Raw genomic sequence first — 17,335 nt, forward strand, 5'->3', positions numbered from 1 at the left:
TTATTTACAGCACCACACTGGGCAGCCACAGCGAGATGGCCGGAATGTAGGTCACCGCCATCAGCACCATGAACAGCGCCAGGTAGAACGGCAGCATTGCCTTGATCGTCGACTCGATGCTCACCTTGCCGATGGCTGAGCCGACGAACAGCACGGCGCCCACCGGCGGTGTGATCAGCCCGATGCCCAGGTTCACCAGCATGATCATGCCAAAGTGCACCGGGTCCACGCCGATACCGGTGATCACCGGCAACAGGATCGGCGTAAGAATCAGGATCAGCGGCGCCATGTCCATCACCGTGCCCAGCAGCAACAGCATGAAGTTGATGCACATCAGGACCACATAGCGGTTGTCCGAGAGGGTCAGAAACGCCGTGGTGATCTTTGACGGGATCTGCATCAGCGTCATCACGTAACCAAAACTGGCAGCAAAGCCGATGAGGATCATCACGATCGAGATGGTCCGTACCGTGCGGTGCATCAGCTTGGGCAGGTCGCGCCACTTGTAGTCGCGGTAGATGAACATGGTCACGAAGAACGACCACACCACCGCCACTGCTGCCGATTCGGTCGCGGTGAACATGCCCGACAGAATGCCGCCCAGAATGATCACCATGGCCATCAGGCCCCACAGCGCTTCGCCGGCTATCTTCAACGCCTGGCGCATCGGGATCACTTCACCCTTGGGGTAGTTGCGCTTCTTGGCAAAGATCAGGCACAGGCCCATCATCACGGCGCTCAGCAGCAACCCGGGCATCACACCTGCCATGAACAGCGAGCCAATGGAAACCGTACCGCCCGCCGCCAGCGAGTACAGCACCGAGTTGTGGCTGGGCGGAGTCAGCAGCGCCTGTACCGAGCCGCTGACGGTCACGGCGGTGGAGAACTCGCGCGGGTAGCCTTTGCGCTCCATCTCCGGGATCAGCACCGAACCCACCGACGCGGTGTCCGCCACCGACGAGCCGGAGATTGCGCCGAAGAAGGTCGAGGCCATGATGTTGACCAGCGACAGGCCGCCACGCACGAAGCCCACCAGTACCCCGGCAAACGCCACCAGTCGCCGTGACATTCCGCCTTCGGCCATGATCGCACCGGCCAGCACGAAGAACGGAATCGCCAGCAGCGAGAATTTGTTAACCCCACTGGCCACCTGGATCATCATCGCCTGAAGCGGGATGTCGATCCACCAGGCGCCAATCAATGCCGACAGGCCCAGGGCGTAGGCCACTGGCATGCCCAGCAGAATAAGGGCAATGAAGCTGCCCAACAGAATGAACGCATCCATTTATGCTGCTCCTTCGTTTTCTTCCAGGTGGTCGAAGCGCACAACCTTGCGGTGGCTCTGATCGCCCAGCAGGAGCCTTTCCAGCACAAAGACCAGGGTCAGCACGCCACCGATCGGGATCGGCGCATAGGTCATGCCCACCCGCACCCCCGGCAGTGACGCCAGAAACTGGTTCCAGGTGGTGATGCACAGCTTGGTGCCGTAGTACGTCATGAACACGCACACCAGAATCATCAGCACTTGCACCAGTAGCGCGGCCAGGCTGCGCTGCAGCGCTGGCAGGCGGTCGGTGATCATCGTCACCGCCATGTGTGCCCCGGCCCGGTAGCTTGCGGCGGCGCCGACGAAGGTGAACACCACCATCAGCAGGATGGCCACTGGCTCCGGCCAGCTGGCGCCGGTGCCGAGCACGTAGCGGGCGAAGATGCCCCACGGAATGATCAGTGACATGGTCAGGATCGACAGGCCGGCAACCCAGGTGCAGGTGCAGTACAGCGTGTCGTTCACACGCAGGAACAGGTTTTTCATGGGCATCACCAAAGCGGCAATGCGGCGGGCGCCGCGCTGCCGAGGTCGTTCGGGAAGGGGCGCGGTTACTGGACAGCGTTGATACGTTTCATCAGGTCGGCGTACTGCGCGCCGTATTTTTCGCGTACCGAAGCGGTGGCGTCGTAGAACGGCTTCTTGTCGACGGTAATGAATTCGACACCGGCGGCCTTGAGCTTCTCTTCGCTGGCGGCGGTCTTGGCATCCCACAGCGCGCGCTCTTCCATCTGTGCTTCACGCGCCACCTTCTTCACCAGCGCCTGCTGCTCGGGGCTGAGCTTGTTCCAGGTGGTCTTGGACATCACAACCGGCTCCGGGAGGATCAGGTGGCCAGTGAGGGTGTAGTACTTGGCGCTCTGGAAGTGGTTGTGCTCAAGTAGCGTGGGCGGGTTGTTCTCGGCACCATCGATCACGCCAGTCTGCAGGGCACTGAAGATTTCCCCGGTGTCCATGGCGATGCCGTTGCCGCCCATGGCGTTCATCATGTCGATGAACAGCGGGTTGCCCTGTACGCGAATCTTCATGCCCTTGAGGTCTTCCAGGCTGCGTACCGGCTTTTTCGTGTAGATGCTGCGCGAGCCCCCATCCATCCAGGCCAGGGCTACCAGGTTGAAATCGGAATTGGTGATCTTGTCGAGAATTTCCTGGCCGATCTCGCCGTCGATGATCTTGCGCATGTGATCATGGTCGCGGAACACGAACGGCATGTTGAACACGTTCACATCCGGCACCACCGGGCCGACTATCCCTAAGCTGACACGGGTCATTTGCACGGCACCGATCTGTGCCTGTTCGATCACTTCCTTTTCAGAACCCAGAACGCCGCCGGCGAACATCTTGAAGGTGATTTCGCCATTGCTGGCGTCTTCCAGCTTTTTACCCATGTTCTGTTCCGCCACCACGGTCGGGTACCCGGCCGGGTGAATTTCGGCGAACTTGATGTCCAGCGCCGAAGCAGGCATGGCCACGCTGAAGGCGAACGGGAGTACGGCAAGGAGCAGCTTGCGTTTGAACGTCATGATGAAACTCCGTGGTTTTTATTATCTGGTTTCGTGGGTACAAGTGTGGGTATGGCTAGGGGGCTTCAGCCCCGGTAGGCAGGTTCCTCCAGGCCCTTGGTGCCAGGGTCGAGGGCAAATACCCCGCCAGCCAGGGGCTGGTCGCTGAGGTCGATGCCCGTGGGGCGGATCGAGGTAACGTACAGAATGTCCAGGCTGGCGCCGCCAAAGGCACACATTGCCGGCTTTTTCACCGGCACGCGGAGCGATCGGTCGAGGCGACCTTCGGGGGTGAAACGGTGGATCTGCCCGGCGTCGTTGCCGCAGATCCAGTAGCAGCCGTCCTGGTCGATGGCGGCACCATCCGGGCGGCCGGGGTAGTCGCGCATGTCGATGAACAGCCGTTTGCTGTGCGGTGTGCCGCTGTCGATGTCGTAGTCGAAAGCCCACACCTTCTGCACGTTCGGGTGCGAGTCGGACAGGTACATGCGCGTGCCGTCGGGGCTGAAGGCCAGGCCGTTGGGCACGATCATGCCGTCCTGCTGCAGGTGCAGCTGGCCTTCGCCGTCCAGCCGGTACAGCGCGCCCACGTGGGCACCTTGCTGCATGTCCAGCAGCATGGTCCCGGCCCAGAAGCGGCCCTGACGGTCGCAGCGGCCATCGTTGAAGCGCATGCCGGCCTGAGCGTGCTGCACGTTGCTGAGCAGCCGGCTGTCCAGGCTGCCGTCCGCCATGGCCTGGAGCTGAAAGATGCCGCTTTCCATGCCCGCAACCCAACCCTGACCGCTGCGGGCTATACAGGCCAGCATCTCGTCGCCCTGCCAGCACTGGTGTTTGCCATCGGCCGCTTGCCAGCGATGCAACTGGCGAGCGGGAATGTCTACCCAGTACAAGGCCTGTTCACCGGGGTGCCACACAGGGCTTTCGCCGGTACCGTTGCGGGCGTCGACGATTAGTTCGCAGTTCATGCCGTGCCTCTTGGCTTGGGGTCAGTTGAACGGGCCGGCCACGGCGAAAGCGCCGCCTTGGTAGACCATGCTCGGGTCATCGGCGGCAGGGGCCGGTTGGGCCTCCACGGCAGCGCGGAAGGTTTCGGAGCTGTCCTTGGGTACATAGCCCAGGTGCGCGGCATGGCGGTTGTCCCACCACACGGTGCGATTGTCGGACGCGCCATAGACAATGGTGTGACCAACGCCGGGGGTGGACAGCCCGCGTTCGATCAACTGCACCAGGTCGTCGTAGCTCAGCCAAGTGCAGAGCATGCGCGGGTTCTGTGGCTGCGGGAACGACGAGCCGATGCGAATGCTGACGGTCTCGATGCCGTAGCGGTCAAAATAGAAGCTGGCCACATCTTCGCCGTAGCACTTGGACAGCCCGTAATAGCTGTCGGGACGGCGCGGCGCGTGAGCGTCGATGCGCTCATCCTGGCGATAGAAACCGATGGTGTGGTTGGAGCTGGCGAAGATGATGCGCTTGACCCCATGCTTGCGCGCCGCCTCGTACACGTGGAACACGCCGCAGATATTCGGGCCGAGAATCTCTTCGAAGGCGTGCTCGGTAGAAACCCCGCCGAAGTGGAGGATGGCGTCTACGCCCTCGACCAGGGCATGCACCGCAGCCTTGTCGGCCAGGTCGCAGGTAATGACTTCTTCATGCGGGCCCGCGGCCGGGGCCATGGGGCTGATATCAGACAGGCGCAGGACCTCGGCGTAGCCTTGCAGGCGTTCGCGAAGGACCTTGCCCAGGCCGCCTGCGGCTCCGGTGAGCAGCAGGCGATTGAAGGGAGTAGTGGTCATGGCCAGCTCTTGTTGTTAATTGTTGTAGGTTGTCGTATGACTTGGCTGATTATTGGCGGTGGTTCTGTGTGTTGTCAATGAGGCTTGGGCGGCTTTTGCCGGCCTTTTCGCGTGTAAAAATACGAAAGGCCTGCGCGGTCGCCCTTAGGAGCGGGTTTACCCGCGAAGAGGCCGGCCCTGCTGGCCAATCTCCACCCGTCGTTCACCGTTGCCGCCACCACCGTATTCGCGGGTAAACCCGCTCCTACACCTGATCAATGGTGGACACAGGTCGGTGGTTGGGCGCAGGCCGTTGTAGGAGCGGGTTTACCCGCGAAAGGGCTGGCCCTGCTGGCCAATCTCTACCCGTCGTTCACCGTTGCCGCCACCACCGTATTCGCGGGTAAACCCGCTCCTACACCTGATCAATGTTGGACACAGGTCGGTGGTTGGGCACAGGCCGTTGTAGGAGCGGGTTTACCCGCGAAAGGGCCGGCCCTGCTGGCCAATCTCCATCCGTCGTTCACCATTGCCGCCACCACCGTATTCGCGGGTAAACCCGCTCCTACACCTGATCAATGGTGGACACAGGTCGGTGGTTGGGCGCAGGCCGTTGTAGGAGCGGGTTTACCCGCGAAAGGGCCGGCCCTGCTGGCCAATCTCCACCTGTCGTTCACCGTTTCCATCGCCACCGTATTCGCGGGTAAACCCGCAGGTCTTGATCAGAGCAGCGACAATGGATAGTTGAAGATCAACCGGTTCTCATCGAACTCGTTATTGCTGTAATCCCGGCGAATCGACGAGTTACGCCATTTCACGCTCAAATCCTTGAACGCCCCGCTCTGGATCACATACGCAAGCTCCGTTTCACGCACCCACTCCTTGCCATCGGTCACGCCCCCGCTGTGCACATCGCGCCCGCTGATGTAGCGGTTCATCAGGGTCAACCCCGGTACCCCGACGGTGACGAAGTTGAAGTCATGGCGCACCTGCCACGAACGCTCGTTGGCATTGTCGAAGCTGGAGTTGTAACTATCGTTGGCCAAGGTCCCGCCACTGGTGCCGTTCACCCGCATCCAGGTATCACCATCGACTTTCTGCAGCCCCACCCAGAAGGTGCTGCCGCCGTACTTGGCCGAGAACATCCCCGAGTAGGTCTTGTTGTCCAGCTGCCCGGCGCGCTCGGAGCCGTCCTCGTCGCCATGGAAGTAGCCCAGGTTCGCACCCAGGGTCCAGTCACCCACCGGCTGGCTGTGGCTCAGTTGCAGGTATTGCTGCTGGTACACGTCCTTCAGCACCGCATTCCAAAGCCCCACCAGCGTGCGGTCCTGGTTGAACTTGTACTCGCCGCCGACGAAGTTGAAGCGGTCCGACACGCCGCCGCCGTAGCTCATGTCTTCCATGCTCGCGTCGTTACGCGGGCTGTTGCCGCGGAACTGGCCGCCGTACAGGGTCAGCCCGGCGATTTCGTTGGAGGTCACCTGCCCGCCACGAAATGTTTGCGGCAACGAACGCCCGTCGTCCGAACGCAGAATCGGCAGCACCGGCATCCATTCACCGATCTTCAGTTCGGTCTTGGAAATACGCGCCTTGCCCGCCACTGCCAGGCGCCCGTAATCGTCGGCTGGCCGGCCATCGTCATGGCGAGGCAGCAACGCCGTACCATAAGTGCCGCCACCACCGTCGAGCTTGACCGACCACATCCCCAGCACATCAACGCCAAAGCCGATGGGCCCTTCGGTGAACCCCGAGCGGGCATCGAGAATGAAGCTTTGCGTCCACTCCTCGGCCTTGCTTTGCGGGTTGCTGGGGTTGGTGAAGTTGCGGTTGATGTAGAAGTTGCGCAACCCGAGGGTGGCCTTGCTGTCTTCGACAAATCCCGCAGCCAGGCTGGTGCCCGGCAGGCCGGCGATAACCCCGGCGCCAAGCAGGGCGAAGGGCAGGGTGTGGCAGATTTTCATTATTGTTGTGCTCCCTAAGGGTGTGGCAGCCCGTCCACCGGGCACGCGCAAGCGGCCTGCGGTAGGGGCGGGTAGATAACGGGCCGGTCAGGGCCAGGGGTGAATGCGCGGTAACCGGGCGCTACGTACTGGCTGGGGTACGCGAGCTGGCCGGGGGAAGAGGGGTGTGCAACAGGCGTGGGTGCAGCGGGATGGGTGTCGACATGGGTTCGTCCACGGATTGTTGTTTTTGTTATGTGTTGTCGTACAACTATGGGCGATTATTAGCAGGGGGGAAGTGGGCTGTCAACGGCTGATCGCAGAGCAAATAGGGTCCTGGACGCCAAAACTGAGCTGCAGAGGCTCTACCCTGAACGCGTTGCAGACATACTACAACTGTCTTGCTCCATGCCACGCTCGTACACGATCTACTGGTAGGAGCGGGCTTGCCCGCGAACACGGGTAAAGCCCATGCCATCCACCCCATCGGCTGCCTCGCACCGCAAACCGGGGACAGGGTTACAAATCAAATCGGATCAGTGGTGGTCCCATCCCCGAGCCTGCGCTATCTTCAGATCTGGCCTCGCCCTTGACCACTTAGACTGGCATGTCCAGTCCCGGCATCCTTGCTGGTGCCGTACCCCTCCTGTCGGCAGGGGCGAGGCCTCTTCATTTGAAGGGAATGGCGCTGTGGTCACTTCCGGCAGACAAACTGCCATTGCAGAATAGCCAAGATCAGTGCATTGTAATGACAATCGTCTTTACATGAGGGCTATGTCATGGCTTCTATCAATATCCGCGTCGACGATGATCTCAAAGCCCGCGCCTACAAAGAGCTCGATCGCCTCGGTGTCACCCCCTCCGAACTCATGCGCCAGGCCCTGCAATATGTAGCTGAGCGGGGCAAGCTACCCTTTCGGCCGGTCCTGATGACCGAGGAAGATGAAGACCTCATTGCCACTGCACAAGAGCGGCTTGCTTCTCCGCAGCGCGTGAGGGTCCAGCTGGATGACCTATAGCCTCGACTTCGATGCCCGCGCATTGAAAGAGTGGAAGAAGCTGGGCGATACCGTGCGTCAGCAGTTCAAGAAGAAACTGGCAGAGGTCCTGCTGAACCCTCGAATCGAGGCAAACCGCCTTCACTCGCTGCCGGATTGCTACAAGATAAAGCTTCGCAGCAGTGGGTACAGGCTGGTTTATCAGGTCATTGACCAAGAGATCGTGGTTTTTGTCGTCGCTGTCGATCGTCGTGAAAGAGACCAAGCTTACAAAAAGGCTGCTGAGCGACTTGAGTAGGCTTCAAGGATTTGGCGGTCCCAGGCCGCAATCTCAAGGTAAATCACCGCCTCAAAGCTAGAGCTCTACTTCTGTGGGAGCGGGCATGCCCGCGAAGAATCCAACTCGGTGTATGGCACCGGCTTCGCCGGTGTTCGCGGCGGTTCAACGCCTCGATGAACCCGCACAGGTCCCCCATCAGCCCAGAGGGCTCATTGCCAAGTCAGGCAGACCAGCTTGCCGGGTAATCCCGGCAAACTGCGATCTCTGTAGGAGCGGGTTCACCCGCGAAGAGGCCAGCACAGGCAATACAATGCCCGCTAAACCCCATGCATCCGCAGCGCCCGCTGCGCGCACTCACGCCAGCTCAATTTGCGTTTCTCAGCCGGCCCCTGCAGCTCCACTTCCCCGGCCAGCACCACCGGCATATCCCGCATCTTCACCCAAGGCTCACTCTGCCAATACAACAACGTAGCGCTGCGTCCACCAGGCCAGCACATCTGCCCCAGCCTCGGCGCATCGTCCACCCCATCTGCCTGAATATCACGCAGTACCGCTACCACTTCATGTGTCAGCCACCGGCGCAAATGGCGGTTCTCCGGTACATGGTGATGCGCCAGCAAGGTATAGGCCCCGGACTCACTGACCATGGTGGTCTCCTGGTACTTGCCATAGCGCAGCAGTTGCACCGTGCGGTACTGATCCGGGTCAAGCTTGCGCATGCAGTGTTCGTCGAAGAAGTGACCGCTCAGCCGGCCGAGTTCGTGGGCGCAGAACCAGGCTTGGGATTCGAGCCATAGAGTGTGGAGAGGGCGGTTGTGGCGTGTGAAGAGGGTGGGGGTGTGAAGGTCAGTCATGACTGGCCCTCGTGGTCTTGGGGTAACTCGACAGGCGGGACGCATGTGCGAACGGCCTACGAATGCATGCTTTGATAGGCATATCCATAACCTCAGTCTGTTGTCAGCTTTCTCAGGGCTGGGTGTCGGGAGCTAAGAAACCTCACACAGCAGGCCGGACATATTTCCCTCACGGGTCTTGTATTAGCCCACTCCCGACGTAACAGAGTGTTTCATGCGCGCAGTATTAGACCACAGGCACAAAATAGCCGCATCTGTCGGGAGCGGGCGGACCGCTGTGTGAAGGCGTTTCTTAGGCGCCGTTTGTAACCTAACCTTATACCGGAGTCAGAAGCAAAATCTTTCTTGTAGGAATTCTCTGAACTTCAAGCTATTGAAGAAGTACCCAAATGTCAGCCAGAATGTAGTGGTGCCTATATCGGACCACGGAAAATTGTCTGTGGTTGATTGGCATTTAGCAAGTGGACTAGGGCTGAGATTGGGCTGCACTAGGGCTAAGTTAAGATGGCTTGCCTTGGTGCATCCGTTACATCGAAGGCCTTTCAGCAGAGGTTACAAGGGGGGCGGACCAGTGTGGCATTAGCGGATGCTTGGGGTGATGCTGAACGCGGGACCGATTCGGTTAGTCACCGAGGAGAATTCCTCGCGATGGTGAGCCGTCCCAGTTAAATGTAAAGGGACTGAAGGGTAACCGCCGCTTTCAAAGAAAGCCCGGCGTCGTCTAGGTTCGATCTCATAGTGTCTTGGGGTGCGTGATCTCTAAGGCGCGTCTTACACATCCTTGAGCCTCTACTGATTGGAGGCAGCCAAGCACGTTGGGTTAGGATATCCATCTAGTATGGCAATGCTTGTATACTCTGCTACATGATTTCGTGAAGCGCTGTGCGCCACTATCCCTTTAACCTGGATGCCTATATGAATACAGTGGAATTCACCCGAGGAGCAAACGGCAAACCTGCTGCTTCTGCCGCCCTTGAAGATTGTATCGCAAACACTATCGGGCTGGACGGTAGTTGCTTTTTTGGTTATCCAATTATTGCTACTTCAGAAGGTAAAATACTTCGTGGATGTCACATTCTTGAATCCAGACAAAGGTATTAGCCTCTTCGATATTGTTGAAGGGCAGAATAATTTTCTAGAAGGAGGCGAGCTGATAACGTTCTCTTGGCTGTGTATGGCTGAAGCTTCAGATGGCTAGTTCAAGAGTATAAGGGCTGCCCGGCGAAGCTTGCCTCCAGCGGGCAGATATGGTTATTCTTTTTTTAGCGATAGTAGGAGTGCGCCGGCTGTAGCTTGTGGAATTAGACCTTGGGCTATTTTTTTCTGAAGGTACGAGGGGAAGTTTTTAGGTAAATACGTGCCCTCTAACCATATCCTGAAATCCCCTAAAGCGCTGAGTGGATAGATATTGGCCTCCGTGTTCGCAGCGGCCTGAGGGAAATAATCTGGATATTCATGTGGGTGCTTTAACCGCTCCCCATGTTTGTCGCTAAGATTGTTCTTCTTCCAGTAGTTCGACCACATTTGCCCGACACTGATATCTGGTACTGTATGAGAGTCAATTATAAGTCCTGACTCAATCGCCGAGACTACGATGTCGGCGATTTCTCGAAATACGCTAAAATATCCTGCAGGAAGCTTGTTCAACAGAATTCTGTCGTGATAGTGCTTCCAAGAGTTTAGTTTCAATGATTCTGGCGAGAAGCCAATGCTCTCATAGATGAAGTCTCTGAGAGTTTTCCTAGCTAGAAGACGATAGTTATTCTGCGCTGTTTGTGTGTCTGTACTGTCGGAGTCGAAAGCATAATATTCCAGTACTGCCATGCAGACAGCATCAGGATAGGCGCTTATCTTTTGTCCATTTTGTTCTGTTTTAATTACTATTCGTTCAGATGTGAAATTGTGATCTGTTAGTATTTGCTTGATTCGCCTGCCGCGGGGTTTAAGTCTCTCTTCGCTCCAGTTATTGGCGAGATCGCTAATTGTTTTGGGGTTTACACCACAAAGCCTCGCCAGGCCGCGCTCGGTAAGGTAGGGAGTAGTGTCGTTTAAGACTCCCATCTGTATGCCGTTTACCTCAGCAAAAGAGGCTGATGGAAGCTCGAAGGGGAGTTCTGACTGCTGAACAAGTTGGTTCATATTAAATCCCTATAATTTTTATTGCTTCTGCTATAAGGGTGTCAGGATAAAGATGATCTTTGGGTGTCGTGGCATGACCTTTTTTTTTGAAAGGTATGTTTTGTTCTAGGCAGAGCTTTGCGCACATCGCAGCCAAGTGAGGACGATCTAGCTCTAATTGATTGAGGTTGCAGTAGGTGTCTATATCGACTAGGTTGCTGTCGACAGGTTCGAGGGCTATCGAATCTATCTTTTGATCTATTTCTAGAAGCTTTCTCTCAGTTCGCTCAAATCGAATTTTTGTTTCTGCTGCCAGCTTCTCGCGCTCTTCAATTTCTTGGACGAGTAAGTTGGTGTGCTGCGCTAAAGCTTGTGCTAAAGACTTTATGTCCGAGTTGCTTTGAGACAATGGAGGTGGATAAGTTCCATGTTTTCTAACTGATGGCAGAACTTCATGAAAAATCCAGCGTTGAAATTTTTTGCTAGCTGGTGTGTTATCTCGAGAAATGATTCTATAGAGTCCCGGCTCTGTAATGAAAGCTTCAGATCTTGAGTTTTGATCTATTTCAGACGGAAAGTGTTGGTACTCGTCTTTATCAAGAACTTCCAGCTGGGCCTTTACAAGTGCGCCGAGACCGGATTTCTGAGCATTACTCAATGAGGAGTTATTCTTGGCAAGCGTTAAGACGACGTCTTCTAAAGATATGTATAAATAACCATTAATATATAATGTTCGTATCTTGGAAAGTCCATGGTCTGCTTGGTAATCTAGGAGGATTGGTGTGTGCATTGTTGTCGTCCATAAAAAACCCCGCAATTGCGGGGTTATGCTCTAACGCATCCGTACATTAGTTATATCATGGCCATGAGCCATCATCAATCCCAGCTCAACGCCCCGCCAGTCTGATACTCAATCACACGCGTCTCAAAGAAGTTCTTCTCTTTCTTCAAGTCCATGATCTCGCTCATCCATGGGAACGGGTTGGTAGTCCCTGGATACTCTTCTTTCAAACCAATCTGGGTCAGGCGACGGTTGGCAATGAACTTGAGGTAGTCCTCCATCATCGCCGCGTTCATGCCCAGCACGCCGCGTGGCATGGTGTCACGGGCGTATTCGATCTCCAGCTGGGTCCCTTGCAGGATCATCTGGGTCGCTTCTTCCTTCATCGCCGCATCCCACAGGTGCGGGTTTTCGATCTTGATCTGGTTGATCACGTCGATACCGAAGTTCAGGTGCATCGACTCGTCACGCAGGATGTACTGGAACTGCTCGGCGACGCCGGTCATCTTGTTGCGGCGGCCCATGGACAGGATCTGGGTGAAGCCGCAGTAGAAGAAGATGCCTTCCAGTACGCAGTAGTAGGCGATCAGGTTGCGCAGCAGCTCTTTGTCGGTTTCGACGGTGCCGGTGTTGAATTCCGGGTCGGAGATGGCGCGGGTGTACTTCAGGCCCCAGGCGGCTTTCTTGGCGACCGACGGGATCTCGTGGTACATGTTGAAGATCTCGCCTTCATCCATGCCCAGCGACTCGATGCAGTACTGGTAGGCGTGGGTGTGGATCGCTTCTTCGAAGGCCTGGCGCAGGATGTACTGGCGGCACTCCGGGTTGGTGATCAGGCGGTACACGGCCAGGGCCAGGTTGTTGGCAACCAGCGAGTCGGCGGTGGAGAAGAAGCCGAGGTTGCGCATGACGATGCGGCGTTCGTCTTCGGTCAGGCCGTCCTGGCTCTTCCACAGGGCGATGTCGGCGGTCATGTTGACCTCTTGCGGCATCCAGTGGTTGGCGCAGCCGTCCAGGTACTTCTGCCAGGCCCAGTCGTACTTGAACGGTACCAGCTGGTTGAGGTCGGCGCGGCAGTTGATCATGCGTTTTTCATCTACTGCAACGCGGGCCGAGGAGCCTTCCAGCTCTGCCAAGCCTTCGGCAACGTCGAGGGCGTCGAGGGCAGCCTTGGCACGTTTGACGGCTTCGGAGTCGGTAGCAACAACAGCACGCGCTTCCAAGGCGGCCGCACCGCCGGCGCTGTCGAGTTTATCGATACCCGGCTGGCTGGCTTGAGTACTGCTTTGGCCTTTAGTGGTGACTTCGTTTTCGTCCTTGTCGAATTCGTCCCAGCTCAGCATGGTGTGTTGACTCCGCTTGTGGGTCGCGTAGAGCGACCGTTGTATTTTAAGATGATTTGATACTGCTTGAGACCTTCGGTTATTCCTCTTCTCGCGAGGTTTCCCGAGCTGTCTCGAATTCTGGGCTGTTGGCCATTGAGCTTAGCGCTCGGATGTCACTGGCTTTCGTTGGCTGTCGCCAATCGAAAGCGTGAGGGGTCGAGGCCGGCTATCCTAAGCGGTCATTGTCAGCCGCTTTTTGAGGGGGCGGTATTGTACCGGAAAACAGCTTTTTGGGGGCTTTCATGTCGTGTCTCCGATCTCTTTTTTATAGAGAGGCCCGGTTACCTTCGATGATTATGTCAACACCTCAAACCGGCTAAAAATCGCCTATATGGTGTTGGGTCTTGTTTCGACACACACCATATAGTCTCGAATGCGTGGAGGCAAGGTCCCTGATGCCCAGCCATTGCTTCAAATCAACCTTGTCAGCTGCAGCTTCCCTGAAATCATGGGTAGAACCGATTCGGGTCGAACGACGGATGGTCGTGAGAAGGGCCCGAGAGCAGAAAATTCGTAAGGACGTAGGTGATCCCGCTGTCTTGTCAGCTATGGCTACCGTCACTTACAGGAGGCAGGACCGATAAGGCAAAATCATGTGAGTCTACATGGGGAGTTGGATTGATCTTAGGGAGGGGGAATAGCGGAGAGGAAATGCTTGCGAGGATTGAGGCCGACCATTAACCAAGTCTATTGGTATGGTGGAAGGAGAGGGTTTTCGGGTGGTATGGGTGAGGAAAAACCGGGAGTGCTAATGCTCTCCCGGCTTTCCTTGGCCTACTTCTCTTGGATCTACTTCGGTTTTTTCACGGTCTCAACCACATGGGTCTTGGGGTTCTGACGAGCCTTTTCGACCGTGGTGAAGCGACCGTTGCCCGCATCACGACCGATTTTCTGGCCGCCAGAAGAAGTCTTCTTGGACATAGTGATTCTCCAAATCTGATGAGCATCACTTGACACTAGTCCTGACAGGCACGAAGATTCGCGCTCACTTTAGATCTGTAGGATCTAGCCTCCCTTTGAACGATGCTGTTGTTCGTGGGAGATTCAAACCCGATGCAGTTGGCGCTGCGTCGGGTTTTTTATTGCCTGATGAAAACCTTTTACATGTGAACCAAGGCAGGAGAAAGCAAGCTAATGCTTCCCCCTGTATTTGCTGCCTTACTGGCAGGCTTCGCAGTCAGGCTCGTCGATCGCGCAGGCCTTCGGCACTGGCGCAGGGCCGGCTGCCTGGACCGGGGCGCTGTCGCCACCGCTGGAAACGGCGTTGAGCTTGCCGGTGTTGATGGTCGACTTCTCGGTGCTGGTCGCGGCCAGGGCACGGAGGTAGTAGGTGGTTTTCAGGCCACGGTACCAGGCCATGCGGTAGGTCACGTCCAGCTTCTTGCCCGATGCACCGGCGATGTACAGGTTCAGCGACTGAGCCTGGTCGATCCACTTCTGGCGACGGGAAGCCGCGTCGACAATCCACTTGGTCTCGACTTCGAACGCAGTGGCGTACAGGTCCTTCAGCTCTTGCGGGATACGCTCGATCTGCTGTACCGAACCGTCGTAGTACTTCAGGTCGTTGATCATGACCGAGTCCCACAGGTCGCGGGCCTTGAGGTCGCGAACCAGGTACGGGTTGATCACGGTGAATTCGCCCGACAGGTTCGACTTCACGTACAGGTTCTGGTAGGTAGGCTCGATCGACTGCGACACGCCGGTGATGTTGGCGATGGTCGCGGTTGGTGCGATGGCCATGATGTTCGAGTTACGAATACCTTTCTGTACGCGGGCACGTACCGGCGCCCAGTCCAGGGTTTCTTCCAGGTTGACGTCGATGTACTTCTGGCCACGGGCCTCGATCAGGATCTGTTGCGAATCCAGCGGCAGAATGCCCTTGGACCACAGCGAACCCTGGAAGGTCTCGTAGGCGCCGCGTTCATCGGCCAGGTCGCAGGAAGCCTGGATGGCGTAGTAGCTGACCGCTTCCATCGACTTGTCGGCAAATTCGACGGCAGCATCGGAGCCGTAAGGAATGTGCTGCAGGTACAGCGCATCCTGGAAGCCCATGATGCCCAGGCCGACCGGACGGTGCTTGAAGTTCGAGTTACGCGCTTGCGGCACCGAGTAGTAGTTGATGTCGATCACGTTGTCGAGCATGCGCACGGCGGTGTTCACGGTGCGTTGCAGCTTGGCGGTGTCCAGCTTGCCGTCGACGATGTGGTTCGGCAGGTTGATCGAGCCCAGGTTGCAGACCGCGATCTCGTCCTTGTTGGTGTTCAAGGTGATCTCGGTGCACAGGTTCGAGCTGTGGACCACGCCCACGTGCTGCTGCGGCGAACGCAGGTTGCACGGGTCTTTGAAGGTCAGCCATGGGTGGCCGGTCTCGAACAGCATCGACAGCATCTTGCGCCACAGGTCTTTGGCCTGGACGGTCTTGAACACCTTGATCTTGTTGTACTCGGTCAGGGCTTCGTAGTATTCGTAGCGCTCTTCGAAGGCCTTGCCGGTCAGGTCGTGCAGGTCTGGCACTTCCGAAGGCGAGAACAGGGTCCACTTGCCGTCATCGAAGACACGCTTCATGAACAGGTCAGGAATCCAGTTGGCGGTGTTCATGTCGTGGGTACGACGGCGGTCATCACCGGTGTTCTTGCGCAGCTCGATGAACTCTTCGATGTCCAGGTGCCAGGTTTCCAGGTACGCACACACGGCGCCTTTGCGCTTGCCGCCCTGGTTGACTGCTACGGCGGTGTCGTTGACCACTTTCAGGAACGGTACGACGCCCTGCGACTTGCCGTTGGTGCCCTTGATGTACGAGCCCAGTGCGCGCACAGGGGTCCAGTCGTTGCCCAGGCCACCGGCGAATTTCGACAGCATGGCGTTGTCGTGGATCGCGTGGTAGATGCCCGACAGGTCGTCCGGCACGGTGGTCAGGTAGCAGCTGGACAGCTGCGGGCGCAGGGTTCCGGCGTTGAACAGGGTCGGGGTCGAGGCCATGTAGTCGAACGACGACAACAGGTTGTAGAACTCGATCGCACGGGCTTCCTTGTCTTTTTCTTCCAGCGCCAGGCCCATGGCCACACGCATGAAGAACACCTGCGGCAGCTCGAAGCGCACGCCATCCTTGTGGATGAAGTAGCGGTCGTACAGGGTCTGCAGGCCCAGGTAGGTGAACTGCTGGTCGCGCTCGTGGTTGATCGCCTTGCCCAGTTTTTCCAGGTCGAAGTCGGCCATGGCCGGGTTCAGCAGCTCGAACTCGATGCCTTTGGCGACATAGGCCGGCAGGGCCTTGGCGTACAGGTCGGCCATCTCGTGGTGGGTGGCGCTGTCGGCTACATTCAGGAAGCCCAGGCCTTCGGCGCGCAGGGTGTCCATCAGCAGGCGTGCGGTAACGAACGAGTAGTTCGGCTCGCGCTCGACCAGGGTACGGGCGGTCATTACCAGGGCGGTGTTGACGTCCTTGATGGCTACGCCGTCGTACAGGTTCTTCAGGGTTTCGCGCTGGATCAGGTCGCCATCGACTTCGGCCAGGCCTTCGCAGGCTTCGCTGATGATGGTGTTCAGGCGGGCCATGTCGAGCGGCGCCAGGCTGCCGTCAGCCAGGGTGATGCGGATGCTTGGGTGCGGTTCGACCACGGCGTCGGTGTTGGCGCGGGTGGCACGCTCCTTGGCGCGCTGGTCACGGTAGATCACGTAGTCGCGGGCGACTTTCTGCTCACCGGCGCGCATCAGGGCCAGTTCGACCTGGTCCTGGATTTCTTCGATGTGGATGGTGCCACCCGATGGCATGCGACGCTTGAACGTAGCGGTAACCTGCTCGGTCAGGCGCGCGACGGTGTCGTGGATGCGCGACGAGGCGGCGGCGGTACCGCCTTCAACTGCGAGGAACGCCTTGGTGATGGCCACGGTGATCTTGTCGTCGGTGTAAGGGACGACAGTGCCGTTGCGCTTGATCACGCGCAGTTGGCCAGGGGCGGTGGCAGCCAGATCCGGGTTGGAATCGGCGGCCTGCGGCACCTGGGCCTGCGGGTTCTCGCGAGTTGTGTCGGTTTGCATGGGTGGGTGTCTCCACAATTTCTATATTGTTCAGGCGCCCTAGGGCGCCCACCGTTCCGTCCACTTGCTCGATGGCCCCGCGGGGATGCGCAATGCATGCGCATCCGCCCGCACGGGCGTACCGACTTCGGGACAGACTCAGGAATAAGGGGCAATGGCTTGCCGCTCCCTGGCCGAAGTCAAAGGTTCTGGGCGGAGCCCAAAATCTGTTGCTGATGGATGCCAGGCCTGGCCTGCAACACCCATGCCCGAACAAGACCCTGGAGGGGCTTGCCTCGGTCGCCTCCGCAGGAGCGGTTTGGCTGCTGAAATCACTTCAAGTTCCGCCCGGAAAATC

General features: G+C 57.8%; 14 protein-coding genes. 2 read left to right on the forward strand and 12 right to left on the reverse strand.

Going from position 1 to position 17,335, the window contains the following annotated elements; genetic code table 11:
* Positions 1–4 precede the first annotated feature (4 nt).
* From QCL51_RS05650 to QCL51_RS05675, 6 genes are all read right to left on the reverse strand, one after another.
* Positions 5–1,285, reverse strand: a complete 1,281-nt coding sequence (locus tag QCL51_RS05650; RefSeq protein ID WP_021784476.1) for a TRAP transporter large permease — start codon at positions 1,283–1,285, stop codon at positions 5–7.
* Entirely contained in the window at positions 1,286–1,813 is a 528-nt protein-coding gene (locus QCL51_RS05655; RefSeq protein WP_274150078.1) for a TRAP transporter small permease, read from the reverse strand.
* A gap of 65 nt (positions 1,814–1,878) precedes the next feature.
* Positions 1,879–2,850, reverse strand: coding sequence for a TRAP transporter substrate-binding protein (locus tag QCL51_RS05660; RefSeq protein WP_021784478.1), 972 nt, complete (start codon positions 2,848–2,850; stop codon positions 1,879–1,881).
* A gap of 65 nt (positions 2,851–2,915) precedes the next feature.
* On the reverse strand, positions 2,916–3,797 hold the full coding sequence (locus QCL51_RS05665; RefSeq protein WP_323601617.1) for an SMP-30/gluconolactonase/LRE family protein: 882 nt from the start codon (positions 3,795–3,797) through the stop codon (positions 2,916–2,918).
* Positions 3,798–3,818: 21 nt separating this feature from the next.
* Positions 3,819–4,625: an NAD(P)-dependent oxidoreductase gene (locus tag QCL51_RS05670; RefSeq protein WP_021784480.1), complete on the reverse strand. Its 807-nt coding sequence runs from the start codon at positions 4,623–4,625 to the stop codon at positions 3,819–3,821.
* Between the two features lie 701 nt (positions 4,626–5,326).
* Positions 5,327–6,565 (reverse strand): OprD family porin, encoded by a 1,239-nt coding sequence (locus QCL51_RS05675; RefSeq protein ID WP_021784481.1) that lies wholly within the window; start codon positions 6,563–6,565, stop codon positions 5,327–5,329.
* A 758-nt stretch (positions 6,566–7,323) separates the two neighbouring features.
* Here QCL51_RS05675 and QCL51_RS05680 point away from each other — a divergent pair.
* Complete coding sequence (locus QCL51_RS05680) at positions 7,324–7,563, forward strand: type II toxin-antitoxin system RelB/DinJ family antitoxin (protein ID WP_103463479.1); 240 nt, start codon at positions 7,324–7,326, stop codon at positions 7,561–7,563.
* Positions 7,553–7,840 (forward strand): type II toxin-antitoxin system RelE/ParE family toxin, encoded by a 288-nt coding sequence (locus QCL51_RS05685; RefSeq protein WP_103463480.1) that lies wholly within the window; start codon positions 7,553–7,555, stop codon positions 7,838–7,840. Before QCL51_RS05680 ends, QCL51_RS05685 begins: the two co-directional genes overlap by 11 nt.
* A gap of 299 nt (positions 7,841–8,139) precedes the next feature.
* Here the strand turns inward: QCL51_RS05685 and QCL51_RS05690 are convergent, their stop codons facing one another.
* From QCL51_RS05690 to QCL51_RS05715, 6 genes are all read right to left on the reverse strand, one after another.
* Positions 8,140–8,676 (reverse strand): Bro-N domain-containing protein, encoded by a 537-nt coding sequence (locus QCL51_RS05690; RefSeq protein ID WP_323601618.1) that lies wholly within the window; start codon positions 8,674–8,676, stop codon positions 8,140–8,142.
* Positions 8,677–9,927: 1,251 nt separating this feature from the next.
* Complete coding sequence (locus tag QCL51_RS05695; RefSeq protein ID WP_076402658.1) at positions 9,928–10,815, reverse strand: hypothetical protein; 888 nt, start codon at positions 10,813–10,815, stop codon at positions 9,928–9,930.
* Between the two features lies 1 nt (position 10,816).
* A complete protein-coding gene (locus QCL51_RS05700) occupies positions 10,817–11,584 on the reverse strand; it encodes a BRO family protein (protein ID WP_323601620.1) in 768 nt (255 codons plus the stop codon).
* Positions 11,585–11,670: 86 nt separating this feature from the next.
* A complete protein-coding gene (locus QCL51_RS05705) occupies positions 11,671–12,918 on the reverse strand; it encodes a ribonucleotide-diphosphate reductase subunit beta (protein ID WP_012051454.1) in 1,248 nt (415 codons plus the stop codon).
* An 831-nt stretch (positions 12,919–13,749) separates the two neighbouring features.
* Positions 13,750–13,881 carry a hypothetical protein gene (locus QCL51_RS05710; RefSeq protein ID WP_017148143.1) on the reverse strand — a complete coding sequence of 44 codons (132 nt, stop codon included), beginning with the start codon at positions 13,879–13,881 and terminating at the stop codon, positions 13,750–13,752.
* A gap of 237 nt (positions 13,882–14,118) precedes the next feature.
* Complete coding sequence (locus QCL51_RS05715; RefSeq protein WP_021783305.1) at positions 14,119–16,998, reverse strand: ribonucleoside-diphosphate reductase subunit alpha; 2,880 nt, start codon at positions 16,996–16,998, stop codon at positions 14,119–14,121.
* Positions 16,999–17,335 lie beyond the last annotated feature (337 nt).

The organism is Pseudomonas sp. LTR0 (assembly GCF_036630035.1).
GTDB classification, from domain to species: Bacteria; Pseudomonadota; Gammaproteobacteria; order Pseudomonadales; family Pseudomonadaceae; genus Aquipseudomonas; species Aquipseudomonas putida_Y.

Bases quoted from the DNA above. Each gene is read 5' to 3' on its own strand.
- QCL51_RS05650 (WP_021784476.1), bottom strand. From the start codon at position 1,285: ATGGATGCGTTCATTCTGTTGGGCAGCTTCATTGCCCTTATTCTGCTG.
- QCL51_RS05655 (WP_274150078.1), bottom strand. From the start codon at position 1,813: ATGAAAAACCTGTTCCTGCGTGTGAACGACACGCTGTACTGCACCTGC.
- QCL51_RS05660 (WP_021784478.1), bottom strand. From the start codon at position 2,850: ATGACGTTCAAACGCAAGCTGCTCCTTGCCGTACTCCCGTTCGCCTTC.
- QCL51_RS05665 (WP_323601617.1), bottom strand. From the start codon at position 3,797: ATGAACTGCGAACTAATCGTCGACGCCCGCAACGGTACCGGCGAAAGC.
- QCL51_RS05670 (WP_021784480.1), bottom strand. From the start codon at position 4,625: ATGACCACTACTCCCTTCAATCGCCTGCTGCTCACCGGAGCCGCAGGC.
- QCL51_RS05675 (WP_021784481.1), bottom strand. From the start codon at position 6,565: ATGAAAATCTGCCACACCCTGCCCTTCGCCCTGCTTGGCGCCGGGGTT.
- QCL51_RS05680 (WP_103463479.1), top strand. From the start codon at position 7,324: ATGGCTTCTATCAATATCCGCGTCGACGATGATCTCAAAGCCCGCGCC.
- QCL51_RS05685 (WP_103463480.1), top strand. From the start codon at position 7,553: ATGACCTATAGCCTCGACTTCGATGCCCGCGCATTGAAAGAGTGGAAG.
- QCL51_RS05690 (WP_323601618.1), bottom strand. From the start codon at position 8,676: ATGACTGACCTTCACACCCCCACCCTCTTCACACGCCACAACCGCCCT.
- QCL51_RS05695 (WP_076402658.1), bottom strand. From the start codon at position 10,815: ATGAACCAACTTGTTCAGCAGTCAGAACTCCCCTTCGAGCTTCCATCA.
- QCL51_RS05700 (WP_323601620.1), bottom strand. From the start codon at position 11,584: ATGCACACACCAATCCTCCTAGATTACCAAGCAGACCATGGACTTTCC.
- QCL51_RS05705 (WP_012051454.1), bottom strand. From the start codon at position 12,918: ATGCTGAGCTGGGACGAATTCGACAAGGACGAAAACGAAGTCACCACT.
- QCL51_RS05710 (WP_017148143.1), bottom strand. From the start codon at position 13,881: ATGTCCAAGAAGACTTCTTCTGGCGGCCAGAAAATCGGTCGTGATGCG.
- QCL51_RS05715 (WP_021783305.1), bottom strand. From the start codon at position 16,998: ATGCAAACCGACACAACTCGCGAGAACCCGCAGGCCCAGGTGCCGCAG.